This is a genomic window from Pedobacter sp. UYP24 (genome assembly GCF_054057295.1).
Genome location: NZ_JBSRZD010000001.1, coordinates 828,714 through 845,796, shown reverse-complemented (window position 1 = coordinate 845,796; position 17,083 = coordinate 828,714). Strand labels below are relative to the sequence as shown.

General features: G+C 37.9%; 17 protein-coding genes. 4 read left to right on the top strand and 13 right to left on the bottom strand.

Going from position 1 to position 17,083, the window contains the following annotated elements:
• Positions 1 to 3: 3 nt before the first annotated feature.
• The gene (gene lnt, locus ACVWYN_RS03780) at positions 4 to 1,635 is read left to right on the top strand and encodes an apolipoprotein N-acyltransferase (protein WP_457287491.1); all 1,632 of its coding nucleotides are present in this window, start codon (positions 4 to 6) and stop codon (positions 1,633 to 1,635) included.
• Here lnt and ACVWYN_RS03775 read toward each other — a convergent pair.
• Positions 1,610 to 3,250, bottom strand: a complete 1,641-nt coding sequence (locus ACVWYN_RS03775) for an NAD+ synthase (protein WP_457287490.1) — start codon at positions 3,248 to 3,250, stop codon at positions 1,610 to 1,612. The two genes, lnt and ACVWYN_RS03775, sit on opposite strands and share 26 nt — an antisense overlap.
• Positions 3,251 to 3,269: 19 nt before the next feature.
• Positions 3,270 to 3,938, bottom strand: coding sequence for a porin family protein (locus ACVWYN_RS03770; RefSeq protein ID WP_457287489.1), 669 nt, complete (start codon positions 3,936 to 3,938; stop codon positions 3,270 to 3,272).
• 19 nt (positions 3,939 to 3,957) lie between these two features.
• Between ACVWYN_RS03770 and gldB the strand changes: the two genes are divergently transcribed.
• Complete coding sequence (gldB, locus tag ACVWYN_RS03765) at positions 3,958 to 5,034, top strand: gliding motility lipoprotein GldB (protein WP_457287488.1); 1,077 nt, start codon at positions 3,958 to 3,960, stop codon at positions 5,032 to 5,034.
• 6 nt (positions 5,035 to 5,040) lie between these two features.
• The gene (locus ACVWYN_RS03760) at positions 5,041 to 5,829 is read left to right on the top strand and encodes a patatin-like phospholipase family protein (protein WP_457287487.1); all 789 of its coding nucleotides are present in this window, start codon (positions 5,041 to 5,043) and stop codon (positions 5,827 to 5,829) included.
• On the opposite strand, the gene ACVWYN_RS03755 is transcribed toward ACVWYN_RS03760, so the two are convergent.
• Genes ACVWYN_RS03755 through ACVWYN_RS03725 form a run of 7 tightly spaced genes read right to left on the bottom strand, consistent with a single transcriptional unit; the run spans position 5,821 to position 12,725 of the window.
• Entirely contained in the window at positions 5,821 to 6,543 is a 723-nt protein-coding gene (locus ACVWYN_RS03755; RefSeq protein WP_457287486.1) for a 2-phosphosulfolactate phosphatase, read from the bottom strand. The genes ACVWYN_RS03760 and ACVWYN_RS03755 overlap by 9 nt on opposite strands.
• 16 nt (positions 6,544 to 6,559) lie before the next feature.
• A complete protein-coding gene (gene gcvT / locus ACVWYN_RS03750; RefSeq protein ID WP_457287485.1) occupies positions 6,560 to 7,639 on the bottom strand; it encodes a glycine cleavage system aminomethyltransferase GcvT in 1,080 nt (359 codons plus the stop codon).
• A 38-nt stretch (positions 7,640 to 7,677) separates the two neighbouring features.
• A complete protein-coding gene (locus tag ACVWYN_RS03745) occupies positions 7,678 to 8,880 on the bottom strand; it encodes a glycosyltransferase family 4 protein (RefSeq protein WP_457287484.1) in 1,203 nt (400 codons plus the stop codon).
• A gap of 18 nt (positions 8,881 to 8,898) precedes the next feature.
• Positions 8,899 to 9,510 carry a ribonuclease HII gene (locus tag ACVWYN_RS03740; RefSeq protein WP_457287483.1) on the bottom strand — a complete coding sequence of 204 codons (612 nt, stop codon included), beginning with the start codon at positions 9,508 to 9,510 and terminating at the stop codon, positions 8,899 to 8,901.
• Between the two features lie 29 nt (positions 9,511 to 9,539).
• Positions 9,540 to 10,631, bottom strand: a complete 1,092-nt coding sequence (locus tag ACVWYN_RS03735; RefSeq protein ID WP_457287482.1) for an ABC transporter permease — start codon at positions 10,629 to 10,631, stop codon at positions 9,540 to 9,542.
• Entirely contained in the window at positions 10,631 to 11,770 is a 1,140-nt protein-coding gene (locus tag ACVWYN_RS03730; protein ID WP_457287481.1) for a glycosyltransferase family 2 protein, read from the bottom strand. The genes ACVWYN_RS03735 and ACVWYN_RS03730 overlap by 1 nt, the downstream gene beginning before the upstream one ends.
• Positions 11,748 to 12,725: a hypothetical protein gene (locus ACVWYN_RS03725; protein ID WP_457287480.1), complete on the bottom strand. Its 978-nt coding sequence runs from the start codon at positions 12,723 to 12,725 to the stop codon at positions 11,748 to 11,750. Before ACVWYN_RS03725 ends, ACVWYN_RS03730 begins: the two co-directional genes overlap by 23 nt.
• Before the next feature lie 42 nt (positions 12,726 to 12,767).
• On the opposite strand from ACVWYN_RS03725, the gene ruvC reads away from it, so the two are divergent.
• Positions 12,768 to 13,334, top strand: a complete 567-nt coding sequence (gene ruvC, locus ACVWYN_RS03720) for a crossover junction endodeoxyribonuclease RuvC (protein WP_457287479.1) — start codon at positions 12,768 to 12,770, stop codon at positions 13,332 to 13,334.
• Here ruvC and ACVWYN_RS03715 read toward each other — a convergent pair.
• The 4 genes from ACVWYN_RS03715 to atpA form a co-directional block, all read right to left on the bottom strand.
• Positions 13,324 to 14,181, bottom strand: a complete 858-nt coding sequence (locus ACVWYN_RS03715) for a DUF4349 domain-containing protein (RefSeq protein ID WP_457287478.1) — start codon at positions 14,179 to 14,181, stop codon at positions 13,324 to 13,326. The two genes, ruvC and ACVWYN_RS03715, sit on opposite strands and share 11 nt — an antisense overlap.
• A gap of 129 nt (positions 14,182 to 14,310) precedes the next feature.
• Positions 14,311 to 14,529, bottom strand: a complete 219-nt coding sequence (locus tag ACVWYN_RS03710; RefSeq protein WP_457287477.1) for a hypothetical protein — start codon at positions 14,527 to 14,529, stop codon at positions 14,311 to 14,313.
• A 74-nt stretch (positions 14,530 to 14,603) separates the two neighbouring features.
• Positions 14,604 to 15,479: an ATP synthase F1 subunit gamma gene (gene atpG, locus ACVWYN_RS03705; RefSeq protein ID WP_457287476.1), complete on the bottom strand. Its 876-nt coding sequence runs from the start codon at positions 15,477 to 15,479 to the stop codon at positions 14,604 to 14,606.
• 13 nt (positions 15,480 to 15,492) lie between these two features.
• Positions 15,493 to 17,067: a F0F1 ATP synthase subunit alpha gene (gene atpA / locus ACVWYN_RS03700; protein WP_457287475.1), complete on the bottom strand. Its 1,575-nt coding sequence runs from the start codon at positions 17,065 to 17,067 to the stop codon at positions 15,493 to 15,495.
• Positions 17,068 to 17,083: the final 16 nt, after the last annotated feature.

The window sequence follows — 17,083 nt, the reverse complement described above, 5'->3', positions numbered from 1 at the left end:
TAAATGAACGCTAAACATCCGTTTTTACTTTCTTTGTTAAGTGCCTTTATTATGTGGTTGGCCTGGCCTCCAATTCCTTTTACAGCACCCCTATTACTTATCGGCTTGGTTCCCTTATTGATCGTAGTATCTTCAATACAGGCAGACAATCGCTTAAAAAAAGGAAAAAGGATATTTTTATTTGCCGGATTAACATTCTTAATATGGAACACGACATCTATTTATTGGGTTTATAATGCAATCAGCGCTATAAATGATCCTTTTACGTCTGCTTTGGTGTCAATTATTCCATATGGTTTAGGGGCATTATTGATGACATTTGCATTTTGGATGTATCATAGATTAAGTCGTATTACCACTAAACCAATCGCATATTCCGGCTTAGTAGCATTCTACATATCGATGGAATACTTACATCAAACCTGGGATTTGTCATTTCCATGGATGACATTGGGTAACGGCCTTTCAGGAATGCATCAATTGGCACAATGGTATGAATATACTGGCGTTTATGGTGGTTCTGCCTGGATTCTGATTAGCAACGTTCTTGCTTTTGAAGCCTATCAGAAATGGAAGCAATCGGGCTCTGCATTAAAGCCAGCAACTGTATGGCTAGCCTGGATAATTATTCCTGTGGCTTTCTCATTAATTACCTATTTCCAATATAATGAAAAAGTAGTCCCGGTAAACGTAGTGGCCGTTCAGCCTAATATTAATCCTTACGAAAAATTCGGAAGCATGTCAAGTATGGATCAACTTTCCATTCTTACAAAACTTTCTGATTCTGTTGGTCAGTCAAACACTGAGTATTTCATCTGGCCGGAAACTGCAATCCCACAAGCAATAGTTGAAGACCGTATTAAAAGTAGCGCAGAGTTTATCACTGCACAATCCTTTTTAAATAAATATAAGAATGGCACCATCATTACCGGAATTGAGAGCGTAAAGCTGTACAACGACAAAGAAACAGTATCAGCAAAAATGAATCCCAATGGTGGTTTTCTGGACAACTATAATGCGGCGATGCAAATAGAAAATTCTGCAAACGTACAATTTTACCACAAGTCCAAATTGGTTCCAGGTGTAGAAAAAATGCCATATCCAAATGCGCTTTCTGTACTCGGGCCAGTTTTTGAAGGTTTCGGAGGAACTATGGGTGGTTGGGGGTGGCAAGACAAACCCGCCGTATTTTATGCTTACAGTGGCATTGGCGTTGTTCCGGTAATTTGTTATGAGTCTTTATGGGGTAGCTGGATAGCAGATGCTGTCAAAAATAACGCTCAATTTATTGCAGTAATTACCAACGATGCCTGGTGGGGCAATACATCAGGTAAGGATCAGCATTTACTTTATGCAAAATTGCGAGCCATAGAGACCCGTCGTTACGTGGTCCGGTCGGCTAATACAGGTATATCTGCTTTTATTAACCAAAAAGGTGACATTATACAGCAAAGTAAATGGTGGACAAGGACTGCGCTAAAAGCCACCATAAACATGAATGATGAACTGACATTTTACGTTCATAATGGCGACATCATCGCTGTCATTTCTTACGTTATAGCTGCGTTGCTAGCTTTATTTGTTTCCTTTCAGAAAATCAAATCCTTGTTTAAGAAAGATACTTCCCTACGATAGGCATTCTTCTTCCCATCCCAAATGCCTTAGGAGAAACCCTAAGTATGGGAGGAGTTTGATAACGTTTGAATTCAGCGTTATTTACCATTTTCATGACTCTCTTTACCAATGCTTCATCAAATCCCTGCGCAATTATTGTTTTTGAACTTTGCTTAAGTTCTATGTATTGAAAAAGAATTTTATCAAGAACATCATACTCGGGTAGGGAATCTGAATCTTTTTGATCAGGTCTTAATTCTGCGGATGGAGGCTTAATAATAGAATTCTCAGGAATCATCACACCATCTTTATTTATAAATCTGGCCAACTCAAAAGCCTGAGTTTTATACACATCTCCAATCACTCCAATTGCGCCACACATATCTCCATAAAGTGTGCCGTAACCTACAGCGCACTCACTTTTATTAGAGGTATTTAAAAGAATGTAACCGAACTTATTAGACATAGCCATCAGGATCAACCCGCGGCATCGGGCTTGAATGTTTTCTTCTGTAAGGTTAGGAAGAAGTCCCCTAAATGCCGGTTCAAGAACCTTGTCAAAGGTATCTGCAACTTCTTTTATTGGTATAATTTCATGCATGCAGCCAAAGTTCTTCACAAGATCTAATGCATCTTGAATAGAATGATCTGAAGAATATTTTGAAGGCATTAAAACTGCCATAACATTTTCCGCACCAAGTGCCCTGCAGGCTAAAGCACAAACTATTGCAGAGTCAATACCCCCTGAAAGGCCAAGTACTGCTTTTGTGAAACCCGATTTCTCAAAATAATCCTTGATTCCCAAAATCAATGCTCCGTAAATCTGTTCTATATCAGATAGTGGTTTATGTTCGATTGGCATATGGCCAAGGATGTCTCCGTCCATCATCTCATAAATGCGCATATCTTCCTCAAAGTATTTCATCTCATTAAGCAAATTACCAGCGCGATCAAATGCAAGCGACCCACCATCAAAAACTATCTCAGTTTGCGCACCTACTTGATTTACATATAGCAATGGCAGGTTATATTTCCTGGCATTATCAGACAGTACAACCATGCGCTCATCATCATGAGAATAGGAGAATGGCGAAGCAGCTATATTAATCATCAGGTCAGGCTGTTGCAGGATCAATTGATCCATCGGATTTGATACATAAAGCGGGTTATCGTTGATATTCCACAAATCCTCACAAATAGTCAAGGCTATCTTCTTGCCTTTAAAATTGATGCAATCAAATTGTGTCCCTGGCTCAAAATAACGGTACTCATCAAAAATATCATAGGTGGGCAACAGTGCTTTCTTAACGGTGGCTTTAATCTCGCCATTCTCTATAAAGTAAGCGGCATTATATAAGTCTTTTCCTGCTACCTGTGTATTTTTTACCGGAAGGCCAATAATACAGGCAATATCTATACAATGAGCAGCAATCTCCAGAGCTGAAGCTTGACATAGTTCTATGAACTCATCAAATTCCAGGAAATCACGAGCCGGATAACCACACACGGCAAGTTCAGCAAACACTACCAAGTCTGCGCCACTGTTTTTCGCAAGTTTAATATGATCAATAATCTTATTGGTATTGACTTCAAAATTTCCAATGTGGTAGTTGAGTTGTGCAAGGGCTATTTTCATCTGAAACTGCTAAATCTAACTAGAAAAACACACCAAAGTTTATCCCGATATAGTGATTTTTAACTGTGGTACTTTTATCGCTGGTAATGTCTGTGAAGCCATTATTAAAAGTAAGGCCTGTAGTAATACTGGAGTTTGCAGAAATGTCAAATTCCGCACCAGCACCTATAATTAAGCCGGCGCGGTAAAACTTGATATTATCTGATATTTTTACATCTTTTGAAATGCTGTTACCTGTTACTTCAGTATCCTGCTTTGCACCAATATTGATCCCGTTGGATAAGCCAAACTGCCCATAATACCGTGTGTTGTTAATTTTAACTGTTTTCAGCTTTAAGGTTAGTGGAATTTCTACATACTGCAATTTATATTTTAAACCGTATTCGGTTTGGGCAGGTGTGCCGCCATTACCCATCGTAGTAAAAATTTCCTTACTCTTGCCATTTATGGTAGTTATTGTGATCCCTGTCGCAAAACTATAGTTCTGTGTGAAATTAAAATCGGCCATCAATCCGTAGGAAAAGCCTAAAGCTACTCCGTCACTTTTACCAATCTCTGGTTTAACCCAGCCAATTGTTGGATATGCCGTTAATCCTAGTCTAAAACCATAATATGGAGAAGAAGAATCCTGCGCATATAGACTCCCTGCAAAAAACAAAAGTAATAACCCGATAAATGTTCTTTTCATATAATTATATTTGTTCTTAATGTTGTACCAGCTAGTATTCCGCCAAAGCTATCTATTTTTTCTATTAAAAGCGATTAAGCCGTTTCATGCAGTCGTTATAGTTGCTGCATTTGGTCTGTTTACATTGAACTCCTGCAAACAAAAAACCAAACCCGATGTAAGTGGTATTCCTCTCAAAATTTCTATAAAGAGATTTGACAAAGACATCTTTGAAGGAAAAGGAAAAGATCTCGGGAAAACTAATACTACACTTAGTAATAAATACGGAGCTTTCTATGGCGATTATATAAATAGAATGGTTGGAGATGGTAATTATAGCGGCATTCAAATCTTGTCAACCCTTTATAAAGACCAGGCATACACAGATTTGAATAACGACGTGGATTCAACATTTTACAGTACTACGGGTATTGAAGCAGAATTATCTGAAACTTTTAAATACATTAAATATTATTATCCGAAAAGCAAAACACCTCAATTTATTTCTTTTATATCGGGCTTTGCAGTACAAACGCCAATTGGCGATGATTATATTGGTATTGGGCTAGACATGTTTATGGGGCGTAATAGCAAATTCTACAAAGGTATAGTTCAGAGCATACCTGTATATATTTCACGCCGTTTCTCGCCTGAGTATGTGGTACCGCGAGTGACGGAAACATTTGCTAGAGAGGAGCTTTTTAAGGAGGTTGATTCAGATAGGACACTCATTTCTAAAATGATCCACAACGGTAAGATCCTCTACTTTATGGATCAGGTATTAAATGAGAACATACAAGATACCATCAAAATCGGCTATACAACTAAACAGCTGAAATGGTGCAATACCTATCAGGCCGACATATGGGGCTTTTTTTTAGAAAACAATCTCTTATTTAACACAGATTATCAAAAAATTCAAGTATATCTTAGCGAGGGGCCTTTTACACCAGGACTTGGTGAAAAGAATGAATCTGCGCCTAAACTTGGTGTATGGATTGGCTGGCAAATTGTTAGAAAATATATGCAGCAGAATACCGGAGTAACGCTACAGGAATTGATGGCAGAAAAGGATACGCAAAAAATACTGACGCTGTCTAAATATAAACCCAAATAGTGCTTTATGAGAGTTGGAATTGTTTTATCTGGAGGTGGTATCAGGGGCATTGCACACTTGGGTGTTTTAAAGGCCTTTATAAATGCCGGAATTAAATTCAGTCACATTAGCGGCACAAGTGCAGGTTCTATTGCTGGCGCATTTTATGCTGCAGGAATTGATCCGGAAGAAGGGCTTAACATTTTCATTAAAACTAGATTATTGAGATTTATCAGACCAGCGGTGGGTTCGTTAGGTTTGATTAATATTGAGCACACCTCTGATTTACTCAAAGAATACTTTCCTGAAGATCGCATAGAAAGCTTAAAAATCCCACTTACAATAGCTGCTACCAATTTCAGTGAAGGCAGGCTAGTCTATTTTAACAAGGGGCCACTAATCAAGACCATCCAGGCATCTAGCTGTATTCCAGGGATTTTCAAGCCCATTATGATCAACGAACAGATGTATGTTGATGGAGGTATTCTGAACAATTTTCCAGTTGAACCCCTAATGGCTGATTGCGATTTCATTATAGGCTCGTCCTGTAATCACTTGAATTCGGTAGACAAAATTACCAATATCACTTCTTTAATTACTCGCGCAGGAATCATGTCTATCAACAAAGACATGGAGCAAAAAGCAGCACTGTGTAATGTGTTAATTGAACCAAAAGGAATGGGGGAAATCAATACTTTCGACATGAAAAAGGCCGAAACAATTTACTGGCTTGCTTATGAGGAAACACTAAAAGCAATTAAGAGTAATGAAAGCCTTAAAGAGCTAATTAAAAAGCCTGCTAAGAAGTTAAGCTAATTTATGTAGTGCAACAAGTCGCTCACCTACCAATACAGGAATTGCCTGACAGATATTTAACTGCAAACAAAATTTAACATCTTCTTCTATATTAAGAACTGCCAACCTATGGCTATGCGATGATTTATTAAGATAAGCCCTTAAGTCGTCCTTCGCAAGCTGATAAATATCTTCAGCAGCAACACTTGAATCATCAAAATGCATAAAACTGTTTTTTATTTTAGCAACCACAGCTCCAGCGAATAAAGTATCTTCGAGGTTAAAATTATCTTTCCAACCCGCGCAAAGTAACAGCACATTTTTGTTCTGCGCTACTAACCAGTCACACAACGGATCAAGGTTTAAAAAAGAACCCAACACCACTTGATAGGCCCTGTCGTTTGCAAGATGAAGCGCTTTTGTACCATTGGTAGTTGTCAGCACAACTGTTTTACCACCTACTTTTTCCTTGGTGTAAGAAAATGGAGAATTACCGAAATCATATCCTTTAACTACTTCTCCATTACGCTCAGCAGCAAGGAGATAGTCATGATCTGCGTATATTAGGCAGTCCTCTACATGAGCAACGGGAATAATTGCAACTGCTCCATTGTCTATGCCATAAACAATAGAAGATGTTGCTCTTAATACATCTATTACTACAACGATGCTGTCTTCAATTGCATATAAATCAAGTAAAGCAGGTGTTAAACAAACCTCCAGTCGTTTTTCCATCTTTTACTTAAATAAATTATTTGTAAAAAGGGAATTTGACCACTTTTGCTTTGACCTTTGCATTTCTGATATGGATGAAAATTTCTGTTCCTTCTTTATCCATTCCTTTTTTTACATAGCCCATTCCTATCGCTTTTTGCAATGATGGGGCTTGTGTTCCGGAAGTAACTTTCCCGATTACATCACCTGCTGCATCAACAATTTCGTAATCATGACGGGGAATACCCCTGTCAATCATCTCAAATCCAACCAACTTACGTTTTATACCGGCTTCCTTCTGGGCAAGCAACGCATCAGAATTGGTAAATTTTTTGGTGAATTTAGTGATCCATCCAAGACCGGCTTCAATTGGTGAAGTCGCATCATCTATATCATTTCCATAAAGGCAAAAGCCCATTTCTAAACGCAATGTATCACGTGCGCCTAATCCGATCGGCTTAATGCCCATCGGTGCACCTGCTTCAAAAATAGCATCCCATATCTTATAAGCATATGAATTTTCAAAATAAATCTCGAAACCACCTGCACCTGTATATCCTGTTGCAGAGATAACAACATTTTCAACCCCGGCAAAAGTTCCCTTCACAAAAGTGTAATACTCCATTGAGCCCAAATCCACTTCAGTAAGACTTTGCAAAGCTTCTGCGGCCTTTGGCCCTTGTATAGCAAGCAATGAAGTTTGATCAGATATGTTATGCATTTCTACACCCCTATCATTGTACTTTTGGATCCAGTTCCAGTCTTTCTCTATATTTGATGCATTCACAACCAACATAAAGGTTTTATCGTCCATTTTATAAACAAGCAGATCATCAACAATACCACCATCTTCATTTGGCAAACAGGAATATTGAACTTTTCCATCGTATAATTTTGATGAGTCATTACTCGTTACCCTTTGGATCAAATCCAAAGCATTGTCTCCTTTTAAAATAAATTCACCCATGTGACTTACGTCAAAAACACCCACTCCAGATCTAACCGTTGCATGTTCCGCGTTAATACCATCGTACTGTACGGGCATATTGTACCCTGCAAACGGCACCATTTTAGCCCCTAATGAAATATGTTTATCTGTTAATGCAGTATTGTTCATGTCTCTATTTATAAAACTCCCGCAAAATTAAATAAAATTTAGGCAGTAACCAGCTTTTGATAGATATTCAGAATTCTTTCGGATATAACTGATATATCATGATCTCTTTCCACTGTTTTTCTGGCAGATTCTCCAATTTCAAGCCTTTTATTTGGATTTGTAATGCATTGTAAAATAGATCGATAAAACTCATCTGCTGTATTTGCAATCAATATGTCCTTTCCTGGGTTGCATTTGATACCCTCTGCAGCCATACTTGTCGCAATAATACATTTTTTCATAGCCATACCTTCTATGATCTTCACGCGCATACCACTTCCTGAGAGTAGTGGCACAATCATGATGTCTTTGGAGTTGATAAATTCCACAGCATCAAAGATCTCGCCCTCAACTACAAGATTTTCAAAATCATAATCGAAAAACTCCTTTTGCATATTCTTGCCAGCAATATAAAATCTCAGCTCGCTGTTTAATGTTTCTATATCCGGCCAAATTTCTTCTAAAAACCATTCTAATCCTTCTTTATTTGGGCGCCAATCCATTGCTCCCAGGTGAAAAAGTGTTGGAAAAGTATTGGGGGACACACTTGTTACATATTTCTCAAAGTCTAGTGCTACAGGAAAGACTTCTATAGCTATTTCACACCCAAACCGCAATATGCTTTGCCGATCTTGTTCGCTGATGGCAAAAATTTGATGAAATCGATTAATTTGTTCGGTTTCATATACCTTAAGTCGCCGTGCTAAAAATTGCAGATATTTCCTCCTTGGTGTAAAACGTTCTATAAGCGCAATACGCTCCCAAACATCAAATTCTATATTATGTGCCCTGTAGATAATTTTAGCCTTGCTATTTGCCTTAACAACATCCAGGTATGGAACAACAAACAAACCTTCAAATTGGATAATATCAAATTCATTTTCTTTTAATATATTCTCCAACATGCGCTCCGCCTCACTATCGAAATACCTTGAAACGTTATAGGATTGATTAGAGAATATATTAATAAGTGCTCCCCATACATTCACGTCAGTATCCAGACTAAAAGAATGAAACTTAATATTATCAAATACCGGATCATATATATCATCCACATCAATTTTACTTTTGAAAGGATTGATACTGAACATGGAAACCTCCAAACCCAAACGTAGTAATCCCTTAATGGTATTGTATACCACTATTGGGTATCCGCTGTTGGTCGGAAAAGGAACTTGGTTTGTTAATAGAAGTACTCTCAAAGTATGTGAAAATACTAATTATCCTTCATTTTCTAAAAATAGTTTCAGTTGTGGATCAGTGATGCTAAAAGTTTTACGGTGGTATGGCGACAATCCATGTTTAATGGCTGCAGTTCTATGAACTATAGTTGGATAACCCTTATTTTGATGCCACTGATAATGAGGATAGCTCAGAGACACTCGCTCCATAAACTCATCTCTGTGCGTTTTTGCCAAAATTGATGCTGCCGCAATATTTAAGTATTTACCATCACCTTTGATAATACATGCATGAGGAATGCCTGGATAAGACGTAAACCTATTACCATCAATGCTCAAATGGCCGGGTCTCACACTCAGCTTATCTACTGCTCGGTGCATAGCAAGAAAAGAGGCATTCAGAATATTTATTTTATCAATTTCAACATTATTCACTTCAGCAACTGACCAGGAAATTGCTTCCTTTTCTATGATAACGCGCAGTTCACAACGTTGTTTATGACTTAGTTTTTTTGAATCATTTAACTCACCAGCTATAAAATCGCGCGGAAGAATTACAGCGGCGGCAAAAACAGGTCCTGCTAAGCAACCTCTTCCAGCCTCATCACAACCAGCTTCAAGCAATTTTTCATGATAACAATTCAATAACATAGTACAAAGTTAAAGATATAAAAGGTGGATCAAACCGAAATATTTTGAGATTTCACATCAAAGGCATCTCTTAAACCGATAGCCAGCAGGTTAAAAGAATATACAGTTAGCATAATTGCCAATCCAGGCAAAACAGCGAGGTAAGCTGCGTCCATAATGATATACCCGTAATGTTCTTTTATCATAGTGCCCCAGCTTGGCATAGGTGGTTGAGCACCAAATCCCAAAAAACTTAAGCCAGTTTCTAATAAGATCGCCGCTGCAAAATTGGCTGATGATACCACCAATATCGGACCAGCAATATTAGGCAATATATGCCGCCTAATAATACGGCTTGTGGAGAACCCTAGTGCTCTTGATGCCTCAACAAATTCAACCTCTTTTAAAACCATTACTTGCCCACGTACCAGCCTAGCCACATCTACCCATGTAGACAGTCCAACTGCAATAAATATTTGCCAAAATCCTTTGCCAAGTGCAAATGAAATTGCGATAACCAGAAGCAGAGAGGGAAGCGACCAGATTACGTTCATTAACCAACTGATTGAAGCATCTGTCTTACCTCCAACATAACCTGCTATTGCTCCTAGGCTAACGCCAATAAACAATGAGATCAATACTGCCATCAATCCTACTGATAAGGACACACGTGTTCCAATAATTAGCCTGCTTAGTAAATCTCTTCCATAAATATCTGTACCAAGCCAATATTTTTTCTCGTATTCATATTCACCAGGAACCTTTGGGTAAGCCTTCTCTTCGGCAATTTCGTCATCACCAATATATTCACGAGCATATATCTGATTCCTCAACTTCCTTAATGACGTAACTGGTATGCTTTTGAAATTCAACTCCTGACCATAAAGCATTTTCTCCAAGAAATTTACTTGCTTGACCCTGTCATTTCTGCTAATGATCAGAAATCTAAAACTCCTTCCCGGCTTCCTATTAGTTAACTGCAGGTGCATTTCATTGGCATGCGGACTTTGATCTGGTGTTATCAGGTAGCCTAGCAAGCAAACTAAAATTAGCATCAATATGAAGACCAGACCACCAACTGCAAGCCTATTCTTTAGAAATCTTTTCCATACCTGCTTCGAAGGGCTATCGCTATTTTTCACTACCGTACCATCCTATCTTTCCAATTGTATTTTCCTGAATTCCCAGCAATACCAATGTAAACTATGTAAAGTATATGCATCAGGTTTAAAATAGGTAAAAATACCAGCAACTCCCCGCGCTTTGCAAATTTCGTAACTCCGGTTAAAAACAATAATTCTGCAATAACTTTTATCAGAAGCTGATAGAGTGCTACTTTGAGTATCGTTAAAAAAAAAATGCCCGCCAATAAATTGAGTATGATACTTAGGTTAAAAATCCAGACACCAACACCCAAAACAATAATTGACTTATTTTTATAACGGGTACTCTTGGATGCCCAGCGTTTCCGTTGTTGAATGAACTCACTAAGGTTCGGCTTTGCATGCGTATAAACTATAGCGTCTTCATTCTTCAGGAAGCCAATATTATTATCATACTTAGCTGCCATTTTATGAAGTAACAACTCATCATCTCCAGACGCAAGATCGTCTATTCCAGTAAACCCACCAACCTCATAAAAAGCTTTCTTCTCATAGGCCAAATTCGCCCCATTGCAGGTGGATGGCCTTCTATTTCCAATCGTTGATGCACCCAAACCAATTAAATACAAAAATTCAAGTGCTTGTGCGCGTTCAAAAAAACTCTTCTCCTGAAAGTATGCCACAGGCGAAGAGATCATCTTATAATCCTTTTCTTCATAATAAGCTACTATCGTCGACAACCACTTAGGCCCCATACGGCAGTCAGCATCTGTTGTAATGATCAAGTCTCCTTTACAATCTGCTATCGCAGTTTGAATCGCCTTCTTTTTGTATGAATTTAAAGCTTTTGATTCATTTAGTGTAATTATTCGTACTCCTTGAACGGAATAGGACCTTACAATATCCCCGGTTGCATCATTAGAGTGGTCATCAATTATGATAATCTCAGTTAATTGCTTTTCATAGTTTTGGGCAAGCAAATCATCTATTGTTTTTCTGATGTTATTTTCTTCGTTTCGCGCCGCGACTATTATTGAAACCTTTGTGTTACCAGAAGTTGAAGTTGGCGGAATAAAATCAGTGAGTCTACTCCAACCAAGTATGAAAGTGCTGACAATCAAAACATATAAAAATGTTAGCAAATACGATAAAAAGCTAATCGCGCCGAGTATTTCCAAAAAAGTTTAGTTTAATCACGAAATAAGAGCCTAATATAGCAGGAATTATAATATTAATCAGCCATATACTTGCCGTACATGCTATGACTGCTACATCCTGGTTAGTTACTGAGCTAAAAAAATAGGAGGCTGTAACACTTCGAACACCTATATCAAAGAGGTCAAGAGACGGAAGAGTAGATTGTACAAAAAATAAAATACTTACCATCATTAAAATATCAAGATAATGTATCTCTGGAATCAGCCAATAAAATAGCACAAAATACTGAGTACTAAACACAGTATATCTAGCCAAGCAGAATAACAAAATCTTAAGCAATTCCTTTTTCTGATACCTGGCAAGAATGCTATAGAATTTTTTGTATTTTCTCGTAAGTTTCATGGAAAGTAAAATTCCATTCAGCCATTTAATATTAAAATAAAAGGTGATAAAAAACAAGCAAAACATAATGGACAAGATCAAGAGTGCGTAGAGTAGCCGATAATCCAAATTTGAAAATCTGTATATAAAAAAGCATACTGCAATAGCGCCAAATACATTTGTCAGTACCATCTGCCCGATATTACCGACCGCCATTGCCACCACCCCTATTACTCTTCTCTTAGGCGACAAAAAGAACACCCGCCCCCCATATTCTCCCAATCTATTTGGCGTAAAGACAGCCCAGGTAAGACCACAAAATACTGATTCAATAGCCCTCCAAGTTGTTATTTTCTCTACTCTGGATATAAGCTTCTTCCATTTTAATGCTTCCAGTCCCCAATTAACGAACATAAGAAAAAAAACGAAGCCCATCACCAATACAACCTCTTCAATAGGAATCTTGCTCAAGATATTTTCAAACGATCGTAAATTTTGATTTGAACTGAGCTTGTTATAAATAAACCAGAACGCAAATAAAACCACCCCGGTTTTAATTAAAATAGAAACGATCTTTTTGTATCTGGCTGTCACTTTCTTCCTTTTACTGTCTGCAAATATGCTTAATATTGTGCTATGTTGGCCGAAAAAAAAGAAAGGGTAATTATGGGTATTGATCCGGGCACTTCCATTATGGGATACGGAGTGATATTGGAGAAGGGCAGCAAAGTTGAGCTGATTACTATGGGGATCGTAAGGATGGATCATCTTGACGATCACTTTTTAAAATTACAGCGCATCTTCGAAAAAACAGTCAGTCTGTTGGAAGAATACAAACCAGATATCCTCGCTCTGGAAGCCCCTTTTTATGGAAAAAATATTCAAGTTATGCTCAAACTTGGTAGGGCACAAGGCATTGCAATGGCTGCTGCATTATCCAGAAATATCCCAATTACAGAATATGCTCCGAGAAAAATTAAACAGTCTATTACAGGAAATGGCAACGCCAGCAAAGAACAAGTCGCTGCTATGTTGCAGCGACTTCTTAATTTCAAAGAAACTCCTCAATTTTTAGATGCCACAGATGGTCTGGCGGTTGCAGTTTGTCATTCCTTTCAACGTATAAGCACATCTGGAACAGGCAAGTCATATTCTGGATGGGAGGCTTTTGCTAAAGACAACAAGAAACGTCTTAAGCAATAGCTTTTAACGTCTGCTTTCTTCTTTTGAAATAGTAAAAACTAAAGTAGCCAAGAATCAGTATAACTATCACTGCCCAAAGATTTAAAACTACAAGGAACAACTCAATAAATATTTTCCATCCGTTTGAAATAGCAAGTGACGAACGTTCAATCAGGCCCGGCCTGTAATCTTCTAAGTTATCGTTCACAACAGTTATGCGCTGAACAGCATTATCCTGATAGAAATTTAAAGTGATTTCACTATACTTAACTTTATCATCAATCAATAGGTTTTCTATCTTTTTATCTACATAATCGTCTTTAATCAACATTGACGTTGCAACATTATTACTCTTTTTATTGGCATGCTTATTCAACTGCGCAACCGCCTCAACCCTATTCTGATTTTTTAACTGATTAGACATAAAAGCAATGCTTTTATCTTCGAGTTTAAGCGATTGCCGATCGACAAATATCGCAAGCGATGCCGTCTTATTTGTAAAATCATCAAGCTTATCGGATGGAACCTTGGCGACCATAAATCCTTCTGTACGGTATGCCTTTAATTCTATTAGAGAATCTGTCGATTTCTTCACCCTTTCCGATTTTTCAATCTTGCTTTCTATTGTAAATTCAGTCATGCTACCGCCAATACTTTTTAACATTGTGGTTAACTGCTCTTTCGTTTGTTGTACATTCCTAACCCTGAAACTCATGTCTGCAGTCTTAACAATTTTCGCTGAAAGCAATGTATCAGTTTTACTTAAATTAGAAGAGGTAGAGTCAGAATTCTCCTCAAACGATTTATTTTCACTATTGCACGCGGAAACAGCAATTGCTAATAAGCAATAAATTAAATACTTTTTCATAATGTTAATTTATAGGATTTATTATTAATACGAATTCTATCAATAGGTAACCTGTAGGTAAGAAATAAAAAATAAAATCCCCATCAGAAATAATCTGACGGGGATTTTAAAAAGCAGTTTAAATTAGAACTAAGCTGCCAGTATTTTGAATACGCCTTTGCAAGCGATAAATGCACCAATAAAAAGAATCACCCAGGAAACAATAGACAAAGCCATTGAATCAAAAGCAAAGCGCAGATAAACACCCACAATACTAACAAGGATACCAGCAACAATCAATGTATAAATTGAAGTTTCATTGGCTCTCTTCATGCTTTCTTCTGTACTTTTATTTGATGTATTTTCCATGTCTTAATTATTTACGCTCAAAAATAATATAATAATTCTATTCCTGTATAACTAACTTCAATAAGTAATCAAAATTATCCATTAAGAGCCGCAGCACCACTTACGATCTCCGTTAATTCTGTTGTAATAGCAGCTTGACGAGCCTGGTTGTAAGACAATTTTAAAGCCTTTAATAAATCACCTGCATTCTCGGTAGCTTTATCCATAGAAGTCATACGCGCACCATGTTCTGAAGCGTGAGAATCCAATACAGCTTTATAAAGCTGTATTTTTATTGATTTTGGTATCAATTGCTCAACAATGCTTTCTTTAGAAGGCTCAAGAAGATAATCGATATTAGATACCTTTACCTGCTCATCATTTTTCGGCAATGGCAACAGTTGCTCTGTTACAAGTATTTGCACAGCAGCATTCTTAAATTTGTTGTAAACCAACTCTACTTTATCAAATTTGCCTTTCTCAAAACCAACCATAACCGATTCCGTAATTTTAGTTACATTCTCAAAAGTCAGTGCAGTATAAACTTCATTATTATTTCCAATAACGTTATAATTACGCTTTTCGTAAAAGTCCTGAGATTTTTTACCAATTGCCACTATGCTTACATGACCATTTTTGTTCTGTTCGCTATATTTTTCGGCAATTAAATTATTCGCTGCTTTGATTACGTTCATATTGAATGCTCCTGCCAGTCCGCGGTTTGATGAAACCACAATGATCAGCACTTTATTAGGTACACGCTCCTGAATAAACGGAGAGGAAGAACCTTCTAAACTAGCAGAAAGATTTCCCAGAATCTCCTTAAGCTTTGTAGCATATGGGCGCAATTGTACAATAGCATTTGTAGCACGTTTCAACTTCGCAGCAGACACCATTTTCATGGCTTTGGTAATTTGCTGTGTTGATTGTACAGAGGCTATACGAATTCTTACTTCTTTTAAATTTGCCATTACTTGTTTTTAATTAATATTTACCTGAAAGCTCTTTCGCAACAGTTTCCAATACACCTGTAATCGTATCATCAAACTTACCAGCTTTCAAAGCTTTCAATGTTTCAGGATGACGAAGTTCCAGTTGTTGTAAATACTCTGCCTCAAATTCCCTAACCTTATTTACAGGAACAGAACGCATTAAATTTTTAGTACCAATATAAATGATCGCAACTTGCTTCTCCACTGTCATAGGCGAAAACTGCCCTTGCTTCAGAATCTCCACATTACGTGATCCTTTATCTAATACAGATTTTGTAGCCGCATCAAGGTCAGAACCAAATTTAGAGAAAGCTTCCAACTCCCTGTACTGTGCCTGATCAAGTTTCAGTGTACCAGCAACTTTTTTCATTGATTTGATCTGAGCATTACCACCTACACGTGATACGGAAATACCTACGTTAATAGCCGGACGAACACCCGCGTTGAATAAATTACTTTCCAGGAAGATCTGACCATCAGTGATCGAAATCACGTTAGTCGGGATATATGCAGAAACGTCACCTGCCTGAGTTTCAATAATTGGCAATGCAGTTAGTGAACCTCCTCCTTTTACGATTCCCTTTAATGATTCAGGTAAATCGTTCATTGCCTGAGCAATTTCATCGTTGGAGTTAATTTTAGCAGCACGCTCTAATAAACGACTGTGAAGATAAAATACGTCACCAGGATAAGCCTCACGGCCCGGTGGGCGCCGTAACAACAAGGAAACCTCACGGTAAGCAACTGCTTGTTTAGAAAGATCATCATAAACGATCAGCGCAGGTCTTCCAGTATCACGGAAAAACTCACCTATCGCTGCACCAGAAAAAGGAGCATAAAACTGAAGTGGGGCAGGCTCAGCTGCAGATGCTGCTACAACTACTGTGTAAGGCATTGCGCCATTCTCTTCTAAAGTACGAACGATGTTTGCTACAGTACTTGCTTTCTGTCCGCAAGCAACATATATACAGTATACAGGATTACCTGCTTCATAAAATTCTTTTTGATTGATAATCGTATCGATACAAACCGCAGTTTTACCAATCTGACGATCGCCAATTACAAGTTCACGTTGTCCGCGACCAATTGGAATCATCCCATCAATAGCTTTGATACCAGTTTGTAACGGCTCAGTAACTGGCTGACGATAAATTACACCTGGAGCTTTACGCTCAATAGGCATTTCATACAATTGGCCTAATATTGGTCCTTTACCGTCGATAGCTTCACCAAGTGTATTCACAACCCGGCCAAGCATACCTTCACCAACTTTGATAGAGGCGATTTTTTTAGTCCGCTTAATCGTATCACCTTCTTTGATCGTGTCAGAAGGGCCTAAAAGTACCACACCAACATTATCTTCCTCAAGATTTAGAACAATACCTTGCAGGCCGGTCTCAAACTCAACTAGCTCACCCGATTGAACTTTAGTTAAACCATATACACGAGCGATACCATCACCAACTTGTAATACAGTACCAACTTCCTCAAGTTCTGCTTCTGATTTGAAGCCCGCCAATTGTTGCCTGATAATTGCCGATACTTCGTCTGGTCTTACCTCTACCATAATTTTATATTATTTC

Excerpts from the sequence above, each read along its gene's own strand:
- lnt (WP_457287491.1), top strand. The coding sequence starts at position 4 with ATGAACGCTAAACATCCGTTTTTACTTTCTTTGTTAAGTGCCTTTATT.
- ACVWYN_RS03775 (WP_457287490.1), bottom strand. The coding sequence starts at position 3,250 with ATGAAAATAGCCCTTGCACAACTCAACTACCACATTGGAAATTTTGAA.
- ACVWYN_RS03770 (WP_457287489.1), bottom strand. The coding sequence starts at position 3,938 with ATGAAAAGAACATTTATCGGGTTATTACTTTTGTTTTTTGCAGGGAGT.
- gldB (WP_457287488.1), top strand. The coding sequence starts at position 3,958 with ATGTTGTACCAGCTAGTATTCCGCCAAAGCTATCTATTTTTTCTATTA.
- ACVWYN_RS03760 (WP_457287487.1), top strand. The coding sequence starts at position 5,041 with ATGAGAGTTGGAATTGTTTTATCTGGAGGTGGTATCAGGGGCATTGCA.
- ACVWYN_RS03755 (WP_457287486.1), bottom strand. The coding sequence starts at position 6,543 with ATGGAAAAACGACTGGAGGTTTGTTTAACACCTGCTTTACTTGATTTA.
- gcvT (WP_457287485.1), bottom strand. The coding sequence starts at position 7,639 with ATGAACAATACTGCATTAACAGATAAACATATTTCATTAGGGGCTAAA.
- ACVWYN_RS03740 (WP_457287483.1), bottom strand. The coding sequence starts at position 9,510 with ATGTTATTGAATTGTTATCATGAAAAATTGCTTGAAGCTGGTTGTGAT.
- ruvC (WP_457287479.1), top strand. The coding sequence starts at position 12,768 with ATGTTGGCCGAAAAAAAAGAAAGGGTAATTATGGGTATTGATCCGGGC.
- ACVWYN_RS03715 (WP_457287478.1), bottom strand. The coding sequence starts at position 14,181 with ATGAAAAAGTATTTAATTTATTGCTTATTAGCAATTGCTGTTTCCGCG.
- ACVWYN_RS03710 (WP_457287477.1), bottom strand. The coding sequence starts at position 14,529 with ATGGAAAATACATCAAATAAAAGTACAGAAGAAAGCATGAAGAGAGCC.
- atpG (WP_457287476.1), bottom strand. The coding sequence starts at position 15,479 with ATGGCAAATTTAAAAGAAGTAAGAATTCGTATAGCCTCTGTACAATCA.
- atpA (WP_457287475.1), bottom strand. The coding sequence starts at position 17,067 with ATGGTAGAGGTAAGACCAGACGAAGTATCGGCAATTATCAGGCAACAA.